We start from the raw sequence: 19,023 nt of genomic DNA, 5'->3' as shown, positions 1-19,023 counted from the left end.
CCGCCCGCAGCACGGTCCTGACGTCCTCGCGTGCCGCGGAGTCCGCAACGAAAGCCGAGACCGCATCGAGCCGCCGCGCGATCACAGCGACATCGGTCAGCGGCGCGGCAAGCCGCTGCGCCAGAAGGCGCGAGCCTGCCGCGGTGACGGTGCAGTCGATCGCGTCGAGCAGCGAGCCGCGGCGCTCGCCGGCGAGCGTGCGCGTCAATTCGAGATTGGCGCGGGTCGCCGGATCGATCGCCATCGTGGTGCCGGCGGCCTCGCGCGCCGGCGGCGACAGCGGCGGACGTTTGCCCACTTGAGTGCGGTCGATATAGGTGACGGCGGCGGCTGCGGCAGTCGCCTCCAGCCGTGACATCGCGGAGAGACCGTCCATCGTCGCGACGGCAAAGTAGTCGCACAGCCGCCGCTCGGCGGTGGCGCTGTCGAACACGTCGCGGGTCAGCGGCGTCACTGACGGCAGCTCGCGCAAGGTCGGCGCCAGCTCGTGGTCGCTATAGAGCGCGTCGGTGACGATGGCCTCGTTCGGATTGATGCGCGCCAGCGTCGCCGCAAGCTCTGTGGTCGCGCATTCCGTCACCATGAATTCGGAGGTCGAGATGTCGATCCAAGCGAGCCCGAGCCGATCGGCGCCGGCCGAGCCGCGTGCGCGCGCGATCGCGATCAAATAATTGTTGGTGCGGGCGTCGAGCAGCGTGTCTTCGGTCAGCGTGCCCGGCGTCACCAGCCGCACCACGCCGCGGCGGACCACGCTCTTGTTGCCGCGGGCCTTTGCCTCGGCGGGATTCTCGGTCTGCTCGCACACCGCGACGCGGTGCCCCGCGCCGATCAGGCGATGCAGGTAATCCTCGGAGCGCTCGACCGGCACGCCGCACATCGGGATGTCCATGCCCTGGTGCTTGCCGCGCTTGGTCAACACGATGCCGAGCGTCTTCGAGGCGATCTCGGCGTCCTCGAAGAACAACTCGTAGAAGTCGCCCATCCGGTAGAACAGCAACAGCCCGGGATGGGCGGCCTTGATCTCCAGATACTGTTCCATCATCGGCGTGACGCGCGACGGCGCCTCGGCGGCGGGAACGGACTCGGGCGGAACGGGGATGGGCTGCTGAATGGTCATGAGGGCCGGGAAACTACAAAATTTCGTCGTGCGGTCCTATCCGCGAAGGCGGGGTTTTCCACCCTGTCCACGGTGCCATTATGTCAGCCCTCACGGTAATGCGTGCGGGGCGCGCAGCGGCGTCAATTGACCTGCTGCGGGCACGCTCCTAAAACTCCCCTCAAGTTCCAGCCGATCCAGCGCCTAAGCCGCGGCATTCAGGGAGAGATTCAATGCGTGATGTGTTCATTTGCGATGCCGTCCGGACCCCGATCGGCCGTTTCGGCGGTTCGCTCGCCAAGGTGCGCGCCGACGATCTCGCCGCCGCCCCGATCAAGGCGCTGATGGCCAAGCACCCGACGATCAACTGGAACGAGGTCGACGAGGTCTATTTCGGCTGCGCCAACCAGGCCGGCGAAGACAACCGCAACGTCGCGCGCATGGCGCTGCTGCTCGCCGGCATGCCGGAGTCGGTTCCCGGCCAGACCCTGAACCGGCTCTGCGCCTCCGGCCTCGATGCGGTCGGCGCCGCGGGCCGCGCCATCCGCGCCGGCGAGATCGATTTCGCGATCGCAGGCGGCGTCGAGTCGATGACGCGTGCGCCGTTCGTGATGGGCAAGGCCGCCGAAGCCTTCTCGCGCTCGTCCGAGATCTACGACACCACGATCGGTTGGCGCTTCGTCAATCCGCTGATGAAGGCGCAGTACGGCGTCGATGCGATGCCGGAGACCGGCGAGAACGTCGCCGAGGAATTCCAGGTGTCGCGCGCCGATCAGGACGCGATGGCGATCCGCTCGCAGCAGCGCGCGGGTGCGGCGATCGCATCGGGCTACTTCGCCGAGGAGATCATCCCGATCCAGGTGCCCGGCGGCAAGGCCGGCCCTGTTACCGTCGACAAGGACGAGCATCCGCGGCCGGAGACCACGCTGGAAGGTCTCGCCAAGCTGAAGCCGATCGTGCGCAATCCCGGCACGGTCACCGCGGGTAATGCGTCCGGTGTCAATGACGGCGCCGCAGCGATGATCCTGGCCTCGGAAGCCGCGGTGAAGAGGCACGGCCTGACTCCGCGTGCAAAAATCCTCGGCCTCGCCTCGGCCGCGGTGCCGCCGCGCATCATGGGCATCGGCCCGGTGCCGGCGACCAGGAAGCTGGTCGAGCGCCTCGGCATCAAGGTGTCGGACTTCGACCTGATCGAGCTCAACGAGGCCTTCGCCTCGCAGGGCATCGCCTGCCTGCGCCAGCTCGGCGTCAAGGAAGACGCCGATTTCGTCAATCCGCATGGCGGCGCGATTGCGCTCGGCCATCCGCTCGGCATGAGCGGCGCGCGGCTGGTTCTGACCGCCGTGCACGGCATGGAGAAGCGGGGCGGGAAGCTTGCCTTGGCAACTATGTGCGTCGGCGTCGGTCAGGGTGTTGCGGTCGCGATCGAAAAACTGAATTAATACAATGGCTTGGAAGGGCTGAAAACAGCCCTTCCCCAATTTGGTTATGCGCTATAATGATCTGATGTGAGCCCGCCGGGCGCGTGGGCCGCGGAGGAATTCGCCATGACCTTGTTGTACCCGCTGCAATCGCTTGCGGCTCATCCGGCGCGGCTGTCGCCGGACTATCGCTCCACCGTGAAGCGCTCGCCGCAAAAGCCGCTGATCCCGATGCGGCACACGCTCTCGGAATTGACCGGGCCGGTCTATGGTCATGAGACCGTGCGCGCGCACGACAACGATCTCACCATCCAGGCCAAGGGCGAGCCGCTCGGCGAACGCATCATCGTGCATGGCCATGTGCTCGACGAGGACGGCCGCGGCGTGCCGAACACGCTGGTCGAACTGTGGCAGGCCAATGCCTGCGGCCGCTACATCCATGTCGTCGACCAGCATCCGGCGCCGCTCGATCCGAACTTCACCGGCGCCGGTCGGGCGCAGACCGATGCCCAAGGCTACTACAAATTCACCACCATCAAGCCCGGCGCCTATCCCTGGGGCAATCACCACAATGCCTGGCGGCCCGCACACATCCACTTCTCGGTGTTCGGGCATTCCTTCATCTCTCGTCTGGTGACGCAGATGTATTTCCCCGGCGATCCCCTGTTTCCGTTCGATCCGATCTTCAATTCGGTGACCGACGAGAAAGCGCGGGCGCGGATGATCTCGTCGTTCGATCTCGACAACACCAAGCCGGAATGGGCGCTGTGCTATCGCTTCGATATCGTGCTGCGCGGGCGCAATGCCACGCCGATGGAGACCAAGTAAGTGTCGAACCCGCGTCCTGATGGAATCACGCCGTCGCAGACCGTCGGCCCCTATTTCAAGTACGGCCTGACGCCGAACGGCGAGTATGAATGGAACGACGCCTTCACCAGCAATCTGCTGACACCGGATACATCCGGTGAACGCATCCGCGTCGAGGGCAAGGTCTACGACGGCGATGGCGCCGTGATCCCGGACTGCATGCTGGAGATTTGGCAGGCCGATAGCCAGGGGCGTTTCTCCGATCCGCAGGACCAGCGCGCGTTGCCGAACTCTTCGTTCAAGGGTTTTGGCCGCTGCGGCACCGACAAGAGCGGCGCTTACGCCTTCGACACCATCAAGCCCGGCGTGGTGCCTGATGCCGACGGCAAGCCGCAGGCGCCGCACATCGTGCTCGCGGTGTTCGCGCGCGGCATGCTGCTGCATCTCTACACCCGGATCTATTTCGACAACGAAGCCGGCAACGCCAACGATTCCGTGCTCGCGCTGGTACCGGCCGATCGTCGCGCCACGTTGATCGCGAAGAAGGCTGGCTCGGGCAACGCCTACACGTTCGACGTCCATCTGCAGGGCGACAACGAGACGGTGTTCTTCGACGTCTAGCCGCCGCGCGCCGTAAGCCGCGCGCAAATCCAGCATCGGGGGACCACCGAAATCCGCTGCGCGCCTTCGCCGCAGCGGATTTTGCTTGACCATGCTTAGTCGATTATATAACTTATACGTTATATAACCGATATGAGATCAAGTATGGCCAACCTCGATGCTGCCTTCTCCGCGCTCGCCGACCCGACCCGTCGGGCGATCCTTGCGCGTCTCGCTTTGGGCGAGGCGACCGTGATGGAGCTGGTCGAGCCGTTCGAGATGACCCAGCCCGCGATCTCCCGCCACCTCAAGGTGCTCGAGGGTGCCGGCCTGATCGTGCGGCGGAGCGAGGGAACCAAGCGGCCGTGCCGGCTCGCACCGTCGGCGGTCGCCGAGATCGATCAGTGGCTCGGCATGTTGCGCCGCGCGCTTGAAACCAATTACGACCGGCTGGACGGAGTGCTGGCCGCCATGAAGCCTGAGAAGTGAAGGGTATCCCCATGAGCAAGTTGACGCTGAAGACCGAAGGCGACCGCACCATCGTCGTCACCAGGCGCTTCGTCGCGCCGCCCGAAGCGGTGTATCGCGCGCATACCGAGCCGGAGCTGCTGCAAAAGTGGCTGCTAGGGCCCCAAGGCTGGACCATGCCGGTCTGCATCAGCGAGCTCAGGCCCGGCGGCAAGATCCGTTACGAATGGACTGACGGCAAGGGCGGCGGCTTTCATCTGACCGGCGAATATGTCGAGCTCGAACCGTTCAGCCGCATCGTGCATGTCGAGCGCATGCATCTGCCAGATCCGACGCCGGACAACCATGTCGAGACGCGTTTCGCGCCCGACGGCAGCGGCACATTGATGACCATGCGGATGACGCTGCCGAATGCGGAGACGCGCGCCGCGATGCTCGCGACCGGCATGGAGCACGGCATGGAAGACAGCTATGCTCGGCTCGACCGCATGAGCTGAGCACTGCCGATGTGAGGGACAATGCGCGACCGTTTCCTGACCGGTCTGATTGGCTATCCGATCGCGCATTCGGCGGCGCCTGCGATGCACGAGCGGGCCGCAGCTGCGCTCGGCGTCCATTGTCACTACCAGCTCATCGAAGTTAAGGGTGCCGGGCGCGACGACCTGCGCACAATGCTGGACGGCGTCAGGCGGCTCGGCTTTGCCGGCGTCAACGTCACCTTTCCCTACAAGGAAGCGGTCATCGATCTGATCAATGACCTCGCGCCGGATGCGCGTGCAATCGGCGCCATCAATACCATCGTCGTCGACGGCGCGCGGCTGGTCGGGCACAACACCGATGCGACCGGTTTTGCGCGCGCGATCGAACCGCTGCTTGCCGCTTCGCCGCGCGGCCCGATCGCGCTGATCGGGGCCGGCGGTGTCGGCAAGGCGATCGCCTTCGCGCTGGCCGGTTTCGGCGTCGGCGAATTGCGCATCTTCGATGCAGATGCGGCAAAGGCCGCGCAACTTGCCGGTCAGTTGCAGGACCGCCACGCGGTTCACGCCGCCAGCGTCGAGATCGCGGTGGACGGCGCCGCAGGCCTCGTCAACGCAACGCCGGTCGGCATGCTGCCGAGCCGCGACACGCCGGTGCCGGACGCGCTGCTGCATTCCTCGATGTGGATCGCCGACGCCGTCTACACCCCGCTATGGACGCCGCTGCTAACCACAGCCAAGGCCAAGGGGGCAAACGTGCTGACCGGACGCGACCTCGCAATCAACGCGTCGGCCGATGCATTCAAGCTGTTCACGGGATTGGCGCCGCCAGATGCCGCGATGGCAAATGCGTTCGACGCCGCGATGGCCGCGCGCTACTCTGCGCCCTGAAGGGCGGAGACAGTAAATGGCGAAAATCAGGATCGGTCTGGCCGGCTGTGGCTTCGTGTCCGAGCTGCATATGGTTGCCTACCGGCGGGTCTACGGCGTCGATGTCGAGGTGAGGGCGGTCGCGGCGCGCGGCGATCATGTGGTCGAGTTCGCGCGCAAGCATCAGATCCCGAACGCCTATCGCAGCTTTGCCGATCTGGTGGCCGACCGCGAGCTCGACGTCATCGACATCTGCACGCCGCCGAACCTGCACGCCGCGATGATCGTCGAGGCCATGCAGGCCGGCAAGCATGTGATCTGCGAGAAGCCGTTCAGCGGCTATTTCGGGCAGCCCGGCGACAAGGCGCCGATCGGCAGGCACGTCCCGAAAGCGCTGATGTACCAGCGCGTGATGGAGGAGATGGAGACGACCCGCGCCGCGATCGCGGAGACCGGCAAACTCTTCATGTATGCCGAGGATTGGATCTATGCGCCGGCGGTGACCAAGACTGCGGAGATCATCCGCGCGACAGGCGACAAGATCCTGTTCATGAAGGGCGAGGAGAGCCATTCCGGCTCGCATGCCGCGCACGCCGCGCAATGGGCGATGACCGGCGGCGGCTCGTTGATCCGGATGGGCTGCCATCCGCTGTCGGCCGTGCTCTATCTCAAGCAGGTCGAGGCCCGCGCGCGTGGTGAGACCATCAAGGTCGCGAGCGTCACCTGCGACGTCGGCAATGTCACCGCCGGTCTCAAGCCGGAGGAGCGCGGCTACATCAAGGCCAATCCGGTCGATGTCGAGGACTGGGGCACGCTGACCGCGACCTTCTCCGACGGCACCAAGGCCACGGTGTTTTCCGGCGACATGATCATGGGCGGCGTGCGGAATTTGATCGAGACATACACGAGTGGCGGCTCATTGTTCGCCAACATCACGCCGAACACGCATCTGACGAGTTACCAGACATCCGAGGAGAAGCTCGCGAGCGTCTACATCACCGAGAAGGTCGATCGCAAAACCGGCTGGCAGTATGTCTGCCTCGAGGAGGAGTGGACCCGCGGTTATCTGCAGGAGATCCAGGATTTCATGGAATGCGCTGCAACCGGCCGGCAGCCGCTCGCCGATCTCGCGCTGGCGTATGAGACGACCAGGGTGAACTACGCCGGCTATTGGGCCGCGGATGAGGGGCGGCGGGTGGTGCTGTAGCTCTTGGCGAAGAGCCGCGTGACCGCTCTCGTCCCATGTGTGCGTATGCGGGACCCGTCATCCTGAGGTGCGAGCACTTGCGAGCCTCGAAGGATGTACGGCCACCGGCCGGGCCGCGCATCCTTCGAGGCTCGCTCCGCTCGCACCTCAGGATGACGGGGATGGTTCCCGATCAGCCGTAGCAAGCGATCATCGGCTAAGCCCCGTACACCGATCCTTTCGGCAGCGGGAACACCGGGTCTTGGGTACGTATATTCGTCGGCCACACCACGGTGATGCGCTCGCCGGCGTTCTGCATCACCACCGGCGTCGAGCGTTCGTTCTGGCCGGACATCGGTGTGCCCGGCGGATAGAATTTCACGCCGTAGCCCTGGATGGTGCCGCCCGGCGGGATGTCGACGTCGAGCGCGGCCTTGCGGATCGCTTCGGGATCGAAGCCGCCATATTTCTCCTTGGCGACCGGCAGCACATTGTTGAGCAGCACCCAGGTCTGGTTGAAGCCCATCGAGCAGTGCGGCGGCACCTCGGTTGCGCTGGTCTTCTCGCGATAGCGCGCAACCATGGTCTTGGTGAGGTCGCCGACCCCCGGCGCCAGCTTGGCGGGATCGAGCAGCTGCGCCGGCACCGGGTCGATGTTGCAGAAATTGTCGATGTCGGCGCCGAACGTCGTGCGCAGCTTGTCGAGCTGGCTGTAGCCGGCGCCGGCGCCGAACAGCATCTTGAACTTCAGTCCGCTCTCGCGCGCCTGGCGCAGGAACAGCGTGATGTCCGGATTGTAGCCGGCATGCGAGATGATGTCGGCCTTGGCGCGCTTCAGCTTGGTCACCAGCACCGAGAGGTCGGGCGCGGAGGCCGAATAGCCTTCCTTGAGCACGACCTGCAACCCGGCTTCCCTCGCGAACATCTCGTCGGCGGCGGCGACGCCGACGCCGTAGGGGCCGTCCTCATGGATCAGCGCGACCTTGACGTCCTTCGGCTCCATGCCGAGCCTGGCCTTGGCGTGCTCGCCGAGGAAGCCGCCGAAGGCCTGGCCGTATTGATCGGAATGGATCTGCGCACGGAACACGTATTGCAGGTTCTTGTCCTTGAACACGGCGGTCGAGACCGCGGTCGTGATCCACAGGATCCGCTTCTGCTGCTCGACCTTGGCGGCGAGCGGCACCGCATGCGAGCTTGCGAACACGCCGTTGAGGATGTCGACCTTCTCCTGGTCGATCAGGCGATTGGCCTCGTTGATCGCGACGTCAGGCTTGCTCTGGGAATCGACATTGACGGGCGCGATCTTGTATTTGCCGCCGACGCCGCCCTTCTCGTTGACGAGATCGATCGCGATCTGGGTACCGATCGAGGAGGCGACCGAGCCGCCGGCGGCAAACGGTCCGGTCAGGTCGTAGATCACACCGATCCGGACCGTCTCGGCCTGCGCCTGCGCGCGTGTCCAATCGAAGCTGAAAGCAGCGGCGGCAGCCGCTGAAGTCTTCAGCAGCGTCCTGCGTGAAGTCGGCATCGCGTCCTCCCCTGAGACCGTCAGTTGTGTGACGGGTATTTCTTGCTTTTCGCGGAGTATTGGGAGCAGGCGACGGAATGTCAACGCGGCTTGCGGGTGCGGCGTCTTGCGCTTTGGTCGATGTCGGCCACATCAACGCTGTCGTCGCCCGGCTCGACCGGGCGACCCAGTATTCCAGAGGCAGCAGTGCTCGAGCCGATAGGCCGCGGCGTACTGGATCGCCCGGTCGAGCCGGGCGATGACACCAATAGCGCGGTTAGGGAGTGCGATCGAAGCGCAGCGACGAGAAAACCTACTCCATCACCGCGGCATGGTCGGCCGGCGCCGACTGGGCGCGAAGTGCGGCCTTGGTCGAGCCGATCATCAGCGCGAGCGGAATCGAGACCAGGATGAACAGCATCACCAGCTGATAGTCGTGCGAGAACGCGATGATCTGCGACTGCGCCGCCACCATCCGGTCGGCCATGGCGCGGCCGGCGTCGGTGTTGAGGTTGATCATGCCGGATACGTCGGGCATTTGCAGCGCATGGTTGAACGGGTTGATCTGCTCCGACAGCTTTGCGTAGATCCGCCGCCCGCCTTCGGTGAGCTGCGCGATCACGATCGAGATGCCGATCGAGCTTGCGACGTTGCGGAACAGCGTCAGCATCGAGGTGCCGTCGGTGCGCAGATGGTTGGGTAGCGTCAGGAACGCCACCGTCGACAGCGGCACGAACACGAGGCCGAAGCCAAAGCCCTGGATCACGCTGACGACGATGATCTCGTTCGCCTGCGTCATGTCGGTCCAGCCGGTCATCCGGAACAGCGACGCCGCGGTCAGCCCGAGGCCCGAGATGATCAGGGTGCGCGCCTCGATATAGCGCATCAGGCGGCCGACCAGCATCATCGCGACGAAGGTGCCGAAGCCGCGGCTCGCCAGCAGGAGGCCTGCGGTAATGATCGGATAGCCGACCACGTTTTGCAGGTAGGGCGATGACAGCGCCATGGTCGAATACAGCACGAGGCCCATCACGGTCATGAACACGCAGCCGCCGAGGAAATTCCTGTCCTTGAACAGCGCGAACTGGATGAACGGCCGGCTGGTGGTCAGCGAATGGGCGAAGAAATAGTAGAAGCCGACGGCCGAGACGATGAATTCGATCATGATCTCGTTGGATTCCAGCCAGCCGAGCTGCTCGCCGCGGTCGAGCGCGAGCTGTAGCGAGCCGATCGCGATCGCGAGCGCGCCGAAGCCGAACCAGTCGAAGCGCAGATTGAGGTCCTGCCTGGTCTCGTCCATGAAGATGATCAGGCCGAGCACGGTGAAGAACCCGAATGGCAGATTGACGAAGAACACCCAGTGCCAGGAATAGGTCTCGGTCAGCCAGGCCCCCAATGATGGTCCCATGATCGGACCCATCATCACGCCCATGCCCCAGATCGACATCGCCTTGGCGCGCTCGTGCAGCGCGTAGGAGTCGAGCATCACGGCCTGCGACAGCGGCACCAGCGCGGCGCCGAACACGCCCTGCAACAGGCGGAACAACACCATCTGGTTGATGTCCTGCGCGAGGCCGCAGAACACCGAGGCGATGGTGAAGCCGGCCGAGCAGATGATGAAGATGCGCTTGCGGCCGAAGCGGTTGGCGATCCAGCCCACCGGCGCGGTCATGATCGCGGCGGCGACGATGTAGGAGGTCAGCACCCAGTTGATCTGGTCCTGCGAGGCCGACAGCGAACCCTGCATATAGGGCAGCGCGACGTTGGCGATCGTGGTGTCGAGCGCTTGCATGATCGTCGCGGTCATCGCGCAGATCGTCACCATGTTCCGGCGCATGCCGGGCACGGCGGATGGTGACGGTGCGTTCATTCAGTTCAGTCCTGTTCGCAAGCCGCGGGCGTAACCCACCTCTCCCGACCGGGGAGAGGTCGGCGCGCAGCGCCGGGTGAGGGGGGGCAGGTCCCAGGAGAAAGCCGAACCCCTCACCCGGATTGCATCTAGCGATGCAATCCGACCTCTCCCACAAGGGGAGAGGTGACGCGCGGGGCTTCGATCTTGCTTCATCTCAGTCCTGGTGGTCCGGATGCGCGGAGGCTGAGCCCAGCCCGAGCAGGCCGGCCAGCGTGCGGCGGTGGTTGGTGTCGATCGTCGCGTAGACACTCATGCCGGCCTTCAGCTTCTTCACGAACGGGTCGTTCTCGTCGAAGTAGATGCGAACCGGCACGCGCTGCACCACCTTGACGAAGTTGCCGGTGGCGTTCTGCGGCGGCAGGATCGCGAACTGTGCGCCGGTGCCGGGCGACAGCGAGCCGATCTTGCCCTTGAACTGATGGTTCGGGAACGCGTCGACGTCGAGCTCGACCGGCTGGCCGACCGCGACATAGGTGAAGTCGCTCTCCTTCGGATTGGCGTCGACCCAGGGGTGGTCGACGTCGATCACCGAGAACACCGGCGCGCCCGCGGTGACGAAGCGGCCGAGCTGGATCTGGTCGACCTGGGTCGCGACGCCGTCCATCGGCGCGCGCAGCACGGTGTGATCGAGATTGCGCTGGGCGTCGTCGAGCTTGGCCTTGGCCTGGGCGTAGGGCGGGAACCGCTCGATCGGCAGCTCGACATCGCCGAGCAGCTGCGTCTTGTCCTTGGAGATCTGCTGCTTGATGTATTGCGCCAGGCTCTCGGCGGTGACCTGCGCGTTCGCCGCGTTGTCGAGGTCGAGCTGCGAGCCGAAATTCTGCTTGGCGAGCGTCGACTTGCGGTCGACGTCGCGCTTCTTCAATTCGATACTCTGCTGGGCGAATTCGAGCATCCTGGTGTTGATCTTGATGTTGTCGACCAGATTGTCATAGGCCGTCCTGGTCTGGTCGAGCGCCGCCCTGGCCTGGTCGACCGCGAGGCGGAACGGCACCGGGTCGATCTCGAACAGCTCGTCGCCCTTCCTGACGTGCTGGCCTTCCTTCACGACGATCTTGTCGATCTTGCCGGAGATTTCCGGCGTGATCAGCACCTTCTGCGCGCCGACATAGGCGTCGTCGGTGCCGACATAACGGCCGCCATTGAGATAGAACACGATGCCGCCGATCGCAGCCACGGTCGGCAGCACGACGAGCAGCAGCGTGCGGCGATAGCGCCGCAGGCCTGCCATCAGGCGACGGCGCGGCGCGCGGCTCGCCTTGCCTGCCGGCGCTGATACACCCGGATTGCCCTTCTGCTCGGGAGCCAGCTTGAGGACGGGTTCAGCCATAGCGCTGTTCCTTTCGGGAGGGTTCGCCGGCTGGGCTTTGGATGGCATTGCGAACGTTTTCCTTGATCGATTCCAATTGAGTGAGCAGGCGATGTGCGTCAGCGGGGCTGATGCCCTCGAGCGCGGTCGCAGTGAGTTCGGAGCGAAGGCCGGCGAGCTTGCCGAGCAGCGGGCGTGCGGCCTTCTTCAGGTAAAGACGGTTGACGCGGCGGTCGTTCTCGTCGCTGCGGCGTTCGATCCAGCCATTGTCGCAGAGCTTGTCGATCAGCCGCGTCAGCGTGATGGGTTGCACCTCGAGCAACTCGGCGAGCTCGGTCTGCTTCAGCCCTTCCTGACGTTCCACCTTGGACAGCACGGCCCATTGCGCGCGGGTGATGCCGTAACGTGCGGCCTCCTTGTCGGCATAGACCCGGATCAGCCGGAACACTTCGCCCAGCGTAAACAAGAAATCCGTGTCCACGGAACCGCGCATCGATCCAGCCTCCATAAGCTTGGAATATAATAAGCTTGCTTATTAATTCTGCATGCCGGGTTAACGGGAGGCTGCCCCGCATTGAAGGCATGGCTGTAAGGCGGCGAGCGCCCGCGCGCGGTAATTGGATTTGGGCCGGGCTATGGGAACGGGCGCGAAAATGCTACATGTCGAGGCAATGAGCCTGGCCAAGCCGACATTTCCTGCCCCCGACCACGATCACGGCCGCTGTGCCGCGGACGCGATGGCGCACGCCGAGCAGGTTTGCGCGCGCCGTGGCCAGAAATTCACCCCGATCCGCCGTCAGGTGCTGCAGGCGCTGCTGTCGAGCCATCGCCCGCTCGGCGCCTATGAGGTAATCGACGAGCTGGCCAAGACGATGCCGCGACCGGCACCGATTACCGTCTATCGCGCGCTCGACTTCCTGATGGAGAACGGCCTCGTCCACCGCATCGAGAGCCGCAACGCCTTCCTGGCCTGCGCGCACGACCATGACGAGACCTCGATGGTGGCGTTTTTGATCTGCGATCATTGCGGCTCGGTCGGCGAGATCCCCGCCGCACCCGTCGCGCAAAGCCTGACCGCCGCGGCGCGGGCCTCGGGGTTCATCCCGAAGCTATCCGTGGTCGAGATCGCCGGCACCTGCGCGCATTGCCAGAAATGATTGTGCGCGGCCAAAGTCCTCACCGCGGTGTCGTCCCTGCTTTCGCAGGGACGACGCAGTCCGACTAACAACAACACGGCACCAAGCCGGCCCGCGAGGAAACATGCCGACCCAAGCGATCTCCGCCAGCATCACGAGGCCCGTCAGCGTCGGCCACGGGCTGCCGCCCGGCGCCATTGCCGTGATGCTGATGCTGTGCGTGAGCTGGGGCTTCAACCAGCTTGCGGTGAAGCTCGCGCTGCCCGACGTGCCGCCGATGTTGCAGGCGATGATCCGCTCCGCCGGCGCGCTGCCGGTGATGCTGATCGTCGGCTGGGCGCGCGGCGTGAAATTCTTCGAACGCGACGGCACGCTCGTGCCCGGCCTCGTCGCTGGATTGATGTTCGGGGTCGAGTTCGTGCTGATCTTCACCGGGCTCGTCTTCACCTCGGCCTCGCGCGCCTCGGTCTTCCTCTACACTGCGCCGTTCTTCGTCGCACTCGGCTCGCACCAGTTCCTCGGCGAACGTCTCTCGACCGTGCAGTGGAGCGGGCTCGCGCTGAGCTTTGCCGGCGTTGCGCTCGCGATCGGCGTGCCGCAGCCGAATGTCGATGCCAAGGTGCTGCTCGGCGATCTCCTGGTGGTCGGCGGCGGCGTGCTGTGGGCCGCAACCACGCTGGTTGCCAAGGGCACCAATCTGCGCAAGGCCGCGCCGGAAAAGGCGCTCGGTTATCAGGCCGCGGTGTCGGTCCCGATCCTCGGCTTCGCCTCCTGGATCGCGGGCGAGCAGATCACGCACATGCCGAGCGCGCTGTCGATCTCGCTGCTCGCCTATCAGGCGGTCTGGGTGGTCGGTTGCACCTTCGTGATCTGGTTTGCGATGGTGAAGACCTATTCGGCGAGCAAGCTGTCGGCCTTCACCTTCGTCACGCCGCTGTTCGGCGTGGTCGCGGCCTATTTCATCATGCACGACACGCTGACGGCGGTGTTCGGCGTCGCCGCGCTGTTCGTGATCGCAGGCCTCTATCTCGTCAACAAGCCCGACCCGAAGGTGACGCCGGACCCGAACGTTCCGGCGTGAGGGTTGCTGCGACGGCGCCGCAGCGCGATCGCATCACCGGTGTCGACCGTCGCAAGACGAAGCTCCTTGCCCCGGTATTGACTTACATCAACACTGGCACCGATATTCCGTGAACCCTCCCATGCGAGGGATGCCGTGGAGGCAACTCATGCCAATCGATGCCACCGATGCAATCGAAGCCGGAATCCGGTCCGCATTCACCGCATACTCCAGAGAGGATGATCCGGACTGGCGGAGCTCGTGCTGGATCAAGCCGGATGAGTGCTCCCATTTGGCAAGGAGCATCTTGAAGGAATTGGCGGCTCGAGGATTTGAGATCGTCAAGAAGCCGGCCTGAACGCGCTCACTCTGGCAGCCCCTCACATTCGGTGTCGTCCCGGCGAAAGCCAGGACCCATTACCCCAAATCTCACTTGTCGCGCGCCGCTGGGCCGCAATCCGGTTCATCACCAAATATGGTGGTTTTGGGTCCTGGCTTTCGCCAGGACGACGTGGAGAGAGAGGTGCGCCGCCCGCTAACCCGTCTCGATCGGCAGCTCCGCATCCTTCGCCCATTCTCCCATCGAGCCGTCATAGAGCGTGAGATTGTCGAAGCCGAGCCGGTGCAGCTGGAACAGGTCGATGGTCGCGGAGATGCCGCCGCCGCAATAGGCGATGACGCGCTTGTCCTTGGTGATGCCCTGGGCGGCGAAGGTTGCTTCGGCCTCCTCGAGCGGCAAGAACGTCTTGTCCTTCGGATCGATCAAGCTTGCCGCCGGCACGCTGACGCTGCCGGGGATGCGGCCGGGCCTGCCGTAACGGCTCGGCTCCAATCCCCTATAGAATTGCGGGCCGAGCGCGTTGACGATGACGGTGTCGCCCTTCGTGGTCGCGGCGAGCACGTCATGCTTGCCGACGAACATGCCGTCCTTCGGCCGTGCCGGAAACGCAGCCTGCGGATAGCCGCCGGCAAGTCCGGTCTCGATGTCGCGTCCCTCGGCGGTCCATTTGTCGATGCCGCCGTCGAGCACCGCGGCGCCCTCGAAGCCGAGCGAGCGCAGCATCCACCAGAACCGCGTCGCCCACATCGCGGTCCCGATCGAATAGAGCACCACGCGGCTGCCGGCTGAGATGCCGTGGCGGCCGAACGCGGCCTCGAGCTGGGCTGTCGGCGGCATCATGAAGCGCAGTTCGGTACGGGGATCGGAGAATTCGGCCTGCAAGTCGAGGAAATTCGCGCCCGGAATGTGCCCGGCCTCGAACGTCTGGCGGCCCGAGACGACAACATAGGGAATGTTGCTGCCGCCGGGGGCCGGCTCCAGATAGGTGGTGCAGTCGAACAGGCGCAGCTCGGGCCGGGTCAGGATCTCGGCGAGTTCCGCCGTGGTGATCAGCTCGCTATGGCCGGCCATTTCTGGTCCCTCCCGGTGCGCGTTTAACAGGATGCTAAGATGCGCCGAGTCACATGAAAAGCTGTCACTTTGCCCTTTGATTCACCCCAATTCGGCCCAATATAGCTGACCATGCAGGACGCCGCTGCATGGCTTGCCTTTGGCCTCAATCGGCGCCATAAGCTGTTGAATTCACTTCGAAACATCGCCGTTTGGCGCGCCCCGCGCGTGGCCCATCGTCCCCTTGGTGAATGTCACCAAAACCTGATATTCGAGACGCCATGAACAAGCCCGAGATCTTGCCGCAAGACGACGTCGCCGGCCCCGCGCCGCGGCACCACACCACGCAGGTCATGGTCGGCAACGTCGCCGTCGGCGGCGGCGCACCGATCGTCGTGCAGTCGATGACCAACACCGACACCGCCGACATCGATGGCACCATCGCCCAGGTTGCCGCGCTCTCCCGCGCCGGCTCCGAGATGGTACGCATCACCGTCGACCGCGAGGAAGCTGCTGCCGCCGTGCCGCACATCCGTGACGGCCTGCGCAAGCGCGGCATCACGACGCCGCTGATCGGCGACTTCCATTACATCGGCCACAAGCTGCTCGCCGAGTATCCGGCCTGCGCCGAGGCGCTCGACAAGTACCGCATCAATCCCGGCAATGTCGGCTTCAAGAACAAGCGCGACACCCAGTTCGCCGACATCATCGAGATCGCGAACAAGAACAACAAGCCGGTGCGCATCGGCGCCAATTGGGGCTCGCTCGACCAGGAGCTGCTCACCAAGCTGATGGACGAGAACACGGCGTCTGCGAATCCGCGCGATGCCCGCGCGGTGACGCGCGAGGCGATGGTGCAGTCGGCTCTGCTGTCGGCGGCCCGCGCCCAAGAGCTCGGCATGCCCAAGAACAAGATCATCCTGTCGGCGAAGGTTTCCGCCGTGCAGGACCTGATCGCGGTCTATCAGGAAGTCGTGCGCCGCTCCGACTACGCGATCCATCTCGGCCTCACCGAGGCCGGCATGGGCTCGAAGGGCATCGTGGCGTCCTCGGCCGCACTCGGCATCCTGTTGCAGCAGGGCATCGGCGACACCATCCGCATCTCGCTGACGCCGGAGCCCGGCGGCGATCGGACGCTGGAGGTGCAGGTCGCGCAGGAATTGCTGCAGACCATGGGCTTCCGCACCTTCGTGCCGCTGGTTGCGGCTTGCCCGGGTTGCGGCCGCACCACCTCGACCACGTTCCAGGAGCTGGCGCGCTCGATCCAGGATTTCATCCGCGACGAGATGCCGGCCTGGAAGACCAAGTATCCGGGTGTCGAAGAGCTCAACGTTGCGGTCATGGGCTGCATCGTCAACGGCCCCGGCGAATCCAAGCATGCCAATATCGGCATCTCGCTGCCCGGCACCGGCGAAGCGCCGGCCGCGCCCGTGTTCGTCGACGGCAAGAAGTTCCGCACCCTGCGCGGTCCGGGCATCGCCGCCGACTTCAAGGCGCTGGTGATCGACTATATCGACCAGCGCTACGGCAACGGCGCCAAGCTGCCGGAGACGGCGGGCGCTGCGGAGTAATTTCACTCCGCGTACCCCCACACTCCGCTGTCGTCCCGGCGAAAGCCCGGGACCCATGACCACAGTCGGTGGTTGTGGAGCGAGATGTGGGTTTACCAGTCTTCGCAAAACCCAATCCTGTCGTCATGGGTCCCGGAACTGCGCTCCGCTTCGCTGCGCTTGTCCGGGGCGACAGCTATGTTTGGGGCGCCGATTGCGCTTCCAGCGACCCGCGTTACGATGTCTCCCAATCAAGAACCATCGGGAGAACGCCCATGAGCTCGCTGTCCGGCAAGCAGGGTCCGCGCTACCGCCACCTCGCCGATCAATCCGAGCCCTATGAGACCATTGGCGTCGAGAAGCTGACGCCGATCATCGGCGCGGAAATCTCCGGCGTCGATATCGGCAAGCTGGTCGGCGACGACGCGCGCTCCAACCGCCAGATGGACGAGATCCATCGCGCACTCGCCGAAAATCTCGTCATCTTCTTCCGCGACCAGCACATCAGCCCCGAGCAGCATCTCGCCTTCGGCCGCAAGTTCGGCGAGCTGCATGTGCATCCCGCCGCGCCGAACGAGGGCGATCCGGCGCTGATGAAGATCTATGCCGACAAGGATTCGCCGCGCGCCAATGGCGAAGGCTGGCACACCGACGTGTCCTGCGATATTGAGCCGCCGATGGGCTCGATCCTCTACATCAAGCAATGCCCGCCGCGCGGCGGCGACACGCTGTTCGCCAACATGTATGCGGCCTATGAGGCGCTGTCGGACCGCATGAAGGCCTATCTCGACGGGCTGACCGCGCTGCATGACGGCGAGCAGACCTATCGTGGCCTGTATGCCAATTACGGCGTCGCCGACAAGCGGGAGTATCCGCGCGCCGAGCATCCGGTCGTGCGCACCCATCCGGTGACGGGCAAGAAATCGCTCTACGTCAATCGCGGCTTCACCCGCTTCATCGTCGGCATCCCGCGCGACGAGAGCGATGCCATGCTCGCCTATTTGTACCAGCATGCCGAGAACCCGCTGTTCCAGTGCCGCTTCCGCTGGACCGAGAACGCCATCGCGTTCTGGGATAACCGCTGTGCCCAGCACCGTGCGATGTGGGATTACTGGCCGCACACCCGCTCCGGCACCCGCGTCACGGTGAAGGGCGAACGGCCGGTGTGAGTGCGCGGCTGAGCTCCAAGTTTCAGCCTGGCCCAAGGCTGTGCGGTGAACAGGGGTAATCCTTGCGGGTCATAGTATCCGCGAGCCAGTGAGCCCTATGATGCCGCGTCAGAAATGGGCGTTATCACCATGCGACAGGTGATACTGGACGCGCGGGTTGCGGATTTGCGCGTCAAATCAGGTCAAGTGCCGTTCCATGCGAGGACGAAGCGTCCCGCGGCTCCCCTATGGTTCGCAGCAACCCTTGTTGTGACGTGTCTCCTGGACGCGCCGGGCTCCGGCGGCGCAGCGCACGCGCAGTCCAACGGCATCGCCGGCAGTTCCCAGCAGCTTGCACAGGCAAATACGAACCCAGCGGGCGGTACTGGTCCGGCTGCACAACAAGAGCAAAGCGCCGACGCACTCGCCCGTGAACTCGCGAAAGCGCGGCAAGACATTGAATTGCTGCAGGGCCTGCTGACCAAGGAACGCGAAAACTCGGTTCAGGTCGAGAATGCGTTGCAGGGCGAAGCCGAGAAACTGAGAAAATCACTGAAGGAAGTGCCGCAAGGCAGCGCTGGAGAGCTGCAGCGGGCGCTGCGAGAGGAGCGAGGGCGGACCGCGCAGCTGGAACAGGACCTCGCGGTGGCTCGTCTCGACGTCGACAAGCTGGCTGTACTGTTGGTCAAGGCCAACGACGAGACGGCGAAGCTGAAGCAGGCTTCGCAAGACGGCAAGACGGACCTGCGGAAGCCTCTGGAGCAGGAACACGAGCGGGCCGCCAAACTGGAGAAGGACCTCGCGACGGCGCGCCGTGACGTGGAGACGCAATCGGCGCTGGCGGCCAAGGCAAATGATGAGGCGGCGAAGCTGAAGCAGGCCGCGCAAAGCGGCGCAGCGGACCTGCAGAAGTCGCTGGAGCAGGAGCATGAGCGGGCCGCGAAACTGGAGAAGGACCTGGCGACGGCCCGTCGTGACGTCGAGACGCAATCCGCGCTGGCGGCCAAGGCAAGTGATGAAGCGGCGAAGCTGAAGCAGGCCTCGCAAAGCGGCGCCGCGGACCTGCAGAAGTCGTTGGCGCAGGAGC

At 64.8% G+C, this 19,023-nt stretch carries 17 protein-coding genes and 1 pseudogene; 12 read left to right on the top strand and 6 right to left on the bottom strand.

The genetic code is table 11. The features are described 5' to 3' along the window. Positions 1-1,117, bottom strand: a 1,117-nt coding sequence (locus tag H8A92_RS33380; protein WP_476695702.1) for a MutS N-terminal domain-containing protein, incomplete at its 3' end; no start/stop codon positions are given. Between the two features lie 212 nt (positions 1,118-1,329). Here H8A92_RS33380 and pcaF point away from each other — a divergent pair. From pcaF to H8A92_RS33345, 7 genes are all read left to right on the top strand, one after another. Further along, the gene (gene pcaF, locus H8A92_RS33375) at positions 1,330-2,538 is read left to right on the top strand and encodes a 3-oxoadipyl-CoA thiolase (protein WP_229199631.1); all 1,209 of its coding nucleotides are present in this window, start codon (positions 1,330-1,332) and stop codon (positions 2,536-2,538) included. 105 nt (positions 2,539-2,643) lie between these two features. Further along, on the top strand, positions 2,644-3,345 hold the full coding sequence (pcaH, locus tag H8A92_RS33370) for a protocatechuate 3,4-dioxygenase subunit beta (RefSeq protein ID WP_229199630.1): 702 nt from the start codon (positions 2,644-2,646) through the stop codon (positions 3,343-3,345). Beyond that, the gene (gene pcaG / locus H8A92_RS33365; protein WP_229199629.1) at positions 3,346-3,945 is read left to right on the top strand and encodes a protocatechuate 3,4-dioxygenase subunit alpha; all 600 of its coding nucleotides are present in this window, start codon (positions 3,346-3,348) and stop codon (positions 3,943-3,945) included. It begins immediately after the preceding gene. 144 nt (positions 3,946-4,089) lie between these two features. Then, positions 4,090-4,413 carry an ArsR/SmtB family transcription factor gene (locus H8A92_RS33360; protein WP_229199628.1) on the top strand — a complete coding sequence of 108 codons (324 nt, stop codon included), beginning with the start codon at positions 4,090-4,092 and terminating at the stop codon, positions 4,411-4,413. A gap of 11 nt (positions 4,414-4,424) precedes the next feature. Then, positions 4,425-4,889, top strand: a complete 465-nt coding sequence (locus tag H8A92_RS33355; protein WP_229199627.1) for an SRPBCC domain-containing protein — start codon at positions 4,425-4,427, stop codon at positions 4,887-4,889. 21 nt (positions 4,890-4,910) lie between these two features. Next, the gene (locus tag H8A92_RS33350; protein WP_229199626.1) at positions 4,911-5,759 is read left to right on the top strand and encodes a shikimate dehydrogenase; all 849 of its coding nucleotides are present in this window, start codon (positions 4,911-4,913) and stop codon (positions 5,757-5,759) included. A gap of 16 nt (positions 5,760-5,775) precedes the next feature. Next, a complete protein-coding gene (locus H8A92_RS33345) occupies positions 5,776-6,945 on the top strand; it encodes a Gfo/Idh/MocA family protein (protein ID WP_229199625.1) in 1,170 nt (389 codons plus the stop codon). 196 nt (positions 6,946-7,141) lie between these two features. Here the strand turns inward: H8A92_RS33345 and H8A92_RS33340 are convergent, their stop codons facing one another. From H8A92_RS33340 to H8A92_RS33325, 4 genes are all read right to left on the bottom strand, one after another. Next, positions 7,142-8,452 (bottom strand): ABC transporter substrate-binding protein, encoded by a 1,311-nt coding sequence (locus H8A92_RS33340; protein ID WP_229199624.1) that lies wholly within the window; start codon positions 8,450-8,452, stop codon positions 7,142-7,144. 292 nt (positions 8,453-8,744) lie between these two features. Next, positions 8,745-10,301, bottom strand: coding sequence for an MDR family MFS transporter (locus H8A92_RS33335; protein ID WP_229199623.1), 1,557 nt, complete (start codon positions 10,299-10,301; stop codon positions 8,745-8,747). Between the two features lie 196 nt (positions 10,302-10,497). Next, the gene (locus tag H8A92_RS33330) at positions 10,498-11,673 is read right to left on the bottom strand and encodes an HlyD family secretion protein (RefSeq protein WP_229199622.1); all 1,176 of its coding nucleotides are present in this window, start codon (positions 11,671-11,673) and stop codon (positions 10,498-10,500) included. Beyond that, positions 11,666-12,145, bottom strand: coding sequence for a MarR family winged helix-turn-helix transcriptional regulator (locus tag H8A92_RS33325; RefSeq protein ID WP_163154381.1), 480 nt, complete (start codon positions 12,143-12,145; stop codon positions 11,666-11,668). Before H8A92_RS33325 ends, H8A92_RS33330 begins: the two co-directional genes overlap by 8 nt. 178 nt (positions 12,146-12,323) lie before the next feature. Between H8A92_RS33325 and H8A92_RS33320 the strand changes: the two genes are divergently transcribed. Both H8A92_RS33320 and H8A92_RS33315 read left to right on the top strand, forming a co-directional pair. Further along, positions 12,324-12,809 (top strand): Fur family transcriptional regulator, encoded by a 486-nt coding sequence (locus H8A92_RS33320; protein WP_028338147.1) that lies wholly within the window; start codon positions 12,324-12,326, stop codon positions 12,807-12,809. A gap of 103 nt (positions 12,810-12,912) precedes the next feature. Next, complete coding sequence (locus H8A92_RS33315) at positions 12,913-13,869, top strand: DMT family transporter (RefSeq protein WP_229199621.1); 957 nt, start codon at positions 12,913-12,915, stop codon at positions 13,867-13,869. Between the two features lie 514 nt (positions 13,870-14,383). Here H8A92_RS33315 and H8A92_RS33310 read toward each other — a convergent pair. After that, complete coding sequence (locus tag H8A92_RS33310; RefSeq protein WP_229199620.1) at positions 14,384-15,259, bottom strand: sulfurtransferase; 876 nt, start codon at positions 15,257-15,259, stop codon at positions 14,384-14,386. Between the two features lie 260 nt (positions 15,260-15,519). Between H8A92_RS33310 and ispG the strand changes: the two genes are divergently transcribed. The 3 genes and pseudogenes from ispG to H8A92_RS33295 all read left to right on the top strand — a co-directional run. After that, positions 15,520-16,809 (top strand): flavodoxin-dependent (E)-4-hydroxy-3-methylbut-2-enyl-diphosphate synthase, encoded by a 1,290-nt coding sequence (ispG, locus tag H8A92_RS33305; RefSeq protein ID WP_229199619.1) that lies wholly within the window; start codon positions 15,520-15,522, stop codon positions 16,807-16,809. A gap of 254 nt (positions 16,810-17,063) precedes the next feature. Next, entirely contained in the window at positions 17,064-17,957 is an 894-nt protein-coding gene (locus tag H8A92_RS33300) for a TauD/TfdA dioxygenase family protein (RefSeq protein WP_229199618.1), read from the top strand. 129 nt (positions 17,958-18,086) lie between these two features. After that, positions 18,087-19,023: pseudogene (locus tag H8A92_RS33295) on the top strand (hypothetical protein); the annotation flags it as partial.

This window comes from Bradyrhizobium acaciae (assembly GCF_020889785.1).
Taxonomy (GTDB): Bacteria; Pseudomonadota; Alphaproteobacteria; order Rhizobiales; family Xanthobacteraceae; genus Bradyrhizobium; species Bradyrhizobium acaciae.
This window is presented reverse-complemented; position numbering and strand designations above follow the sequence as displayed.

What these genes read in the sequence shown, in the direction of transcription:
- pcaF (WP_229199631.1), top strand. Translation starts at nt 1,330, where the DNA reads ATGCGTGATGTGTTCATTTGCGATGCCGTCCGGACCCCGATCGGCCGT.
- pcaH (WP_229199630.1), top strand. Translation starts at nt 2,644, where the DNA reads ATGACCTTGTTGTACCCGCTGCAATCGCTTGCGGCTCATCCGGCGCGG.
- H8A92_RS33360 (WP_229199628.1), top strand. Translation starts at nt 4,090, where the DNA reads ATGGCCAACCTCGATGCTGCCTTCTCCGCGCTCGCCGACCCGACCCGT.
- H8A92_RS33355 (WP_229199627.1), top strand. Translation starts at nt 4,425, where the DNA reads ATGAGCAAGTTGACGCTGAAGACCGAAGGCGACCGCACCATCGTCGTC.
- H8A92_RS33350 (WP_229199626.1), top strand. Translation starts at nt 4,911, where the DNA reads ATGCGCGACCGTTTCCTGACCGGTCTGATTGGCTATCCGATCGCGCAT.
- H8A92_RS33345 (WP_229199625.1), top strand. Translation starts at nt 5,776, where the DNA reads ATGGCGAAAATCAGGATCGGTCTGGCCGGCTGTGGCTTCGTGTCCGAG.
- H8A92_RS33340 (WP_229199624.1), bottom strand. Translation starts at nt 8,452, where the DNA reads ATGCCGACTTCACGCAGGACGCTGCTGAAGACTTCAGCGGCTGCCGCC.
- H8A92_RS33335 (WP_229199623.1), bottom strand. Translation starts at nt 10,301, where the DNA reads ATGAACGCACCGTCACCATCCGCCGTGCCCGGCATGCGCCGGAACATG.
- H8A92_RS33330 (WP_229199622.1), bottom strand. Translation starts at nt 11,673, where the DNA reads ATGGCTGAACCCGTCCTCAAGCTGGCTCCCGAGCAGAAGGGCAATCCG.
- H8A92_RS33325 (WP_163154381.1), bottom strand. Translation starts at nt 12,145, where the DNA reads ATGCGCGGTTCCGTGGACACGGATTTCTTGTTTACGCTGGGCGAAGTG.
- H8A92_RS33320 (WP_028338147.1), top strand. Translation starts at nt 12,324, where the DNA reads ATGAGCCTGGCCAAGCCGACATTTCCTGCCCCCGACCACGATCACGGC.
- H8A92_RS33315 (WP_229199621.1), top strand. Translation starts at nt 12,913, where the DNA reads ATGCCGACCCAAGCGATCTCCGCCAGCATCACGAGGCCCGTCAGCGTC.
- H8A92_RS33310 (WP_229199620.1), bottom strand. Translation starts at nt 15,259, where the DNA reads ATGGCCGGCCATAGCGAGCTGATCACCACGGCGGAACTCGCCGAGATC.
- ispG (WP_229199619.1), top strand. Translation starts at nt 15,520, where the DNA reads ATGAACAAGCCCGAGATCTTGCCGCAAGACGACGTCGCCGGCCCCGCG.
- H8A92_RS33300 (WP_229199618.1), top strand. Translation starts at nt 17,064, where the DNA reads ATGAGCTCGCTGTCCGGCAAGCAGGGTCCGCGCTACCGCCACCTCGCC.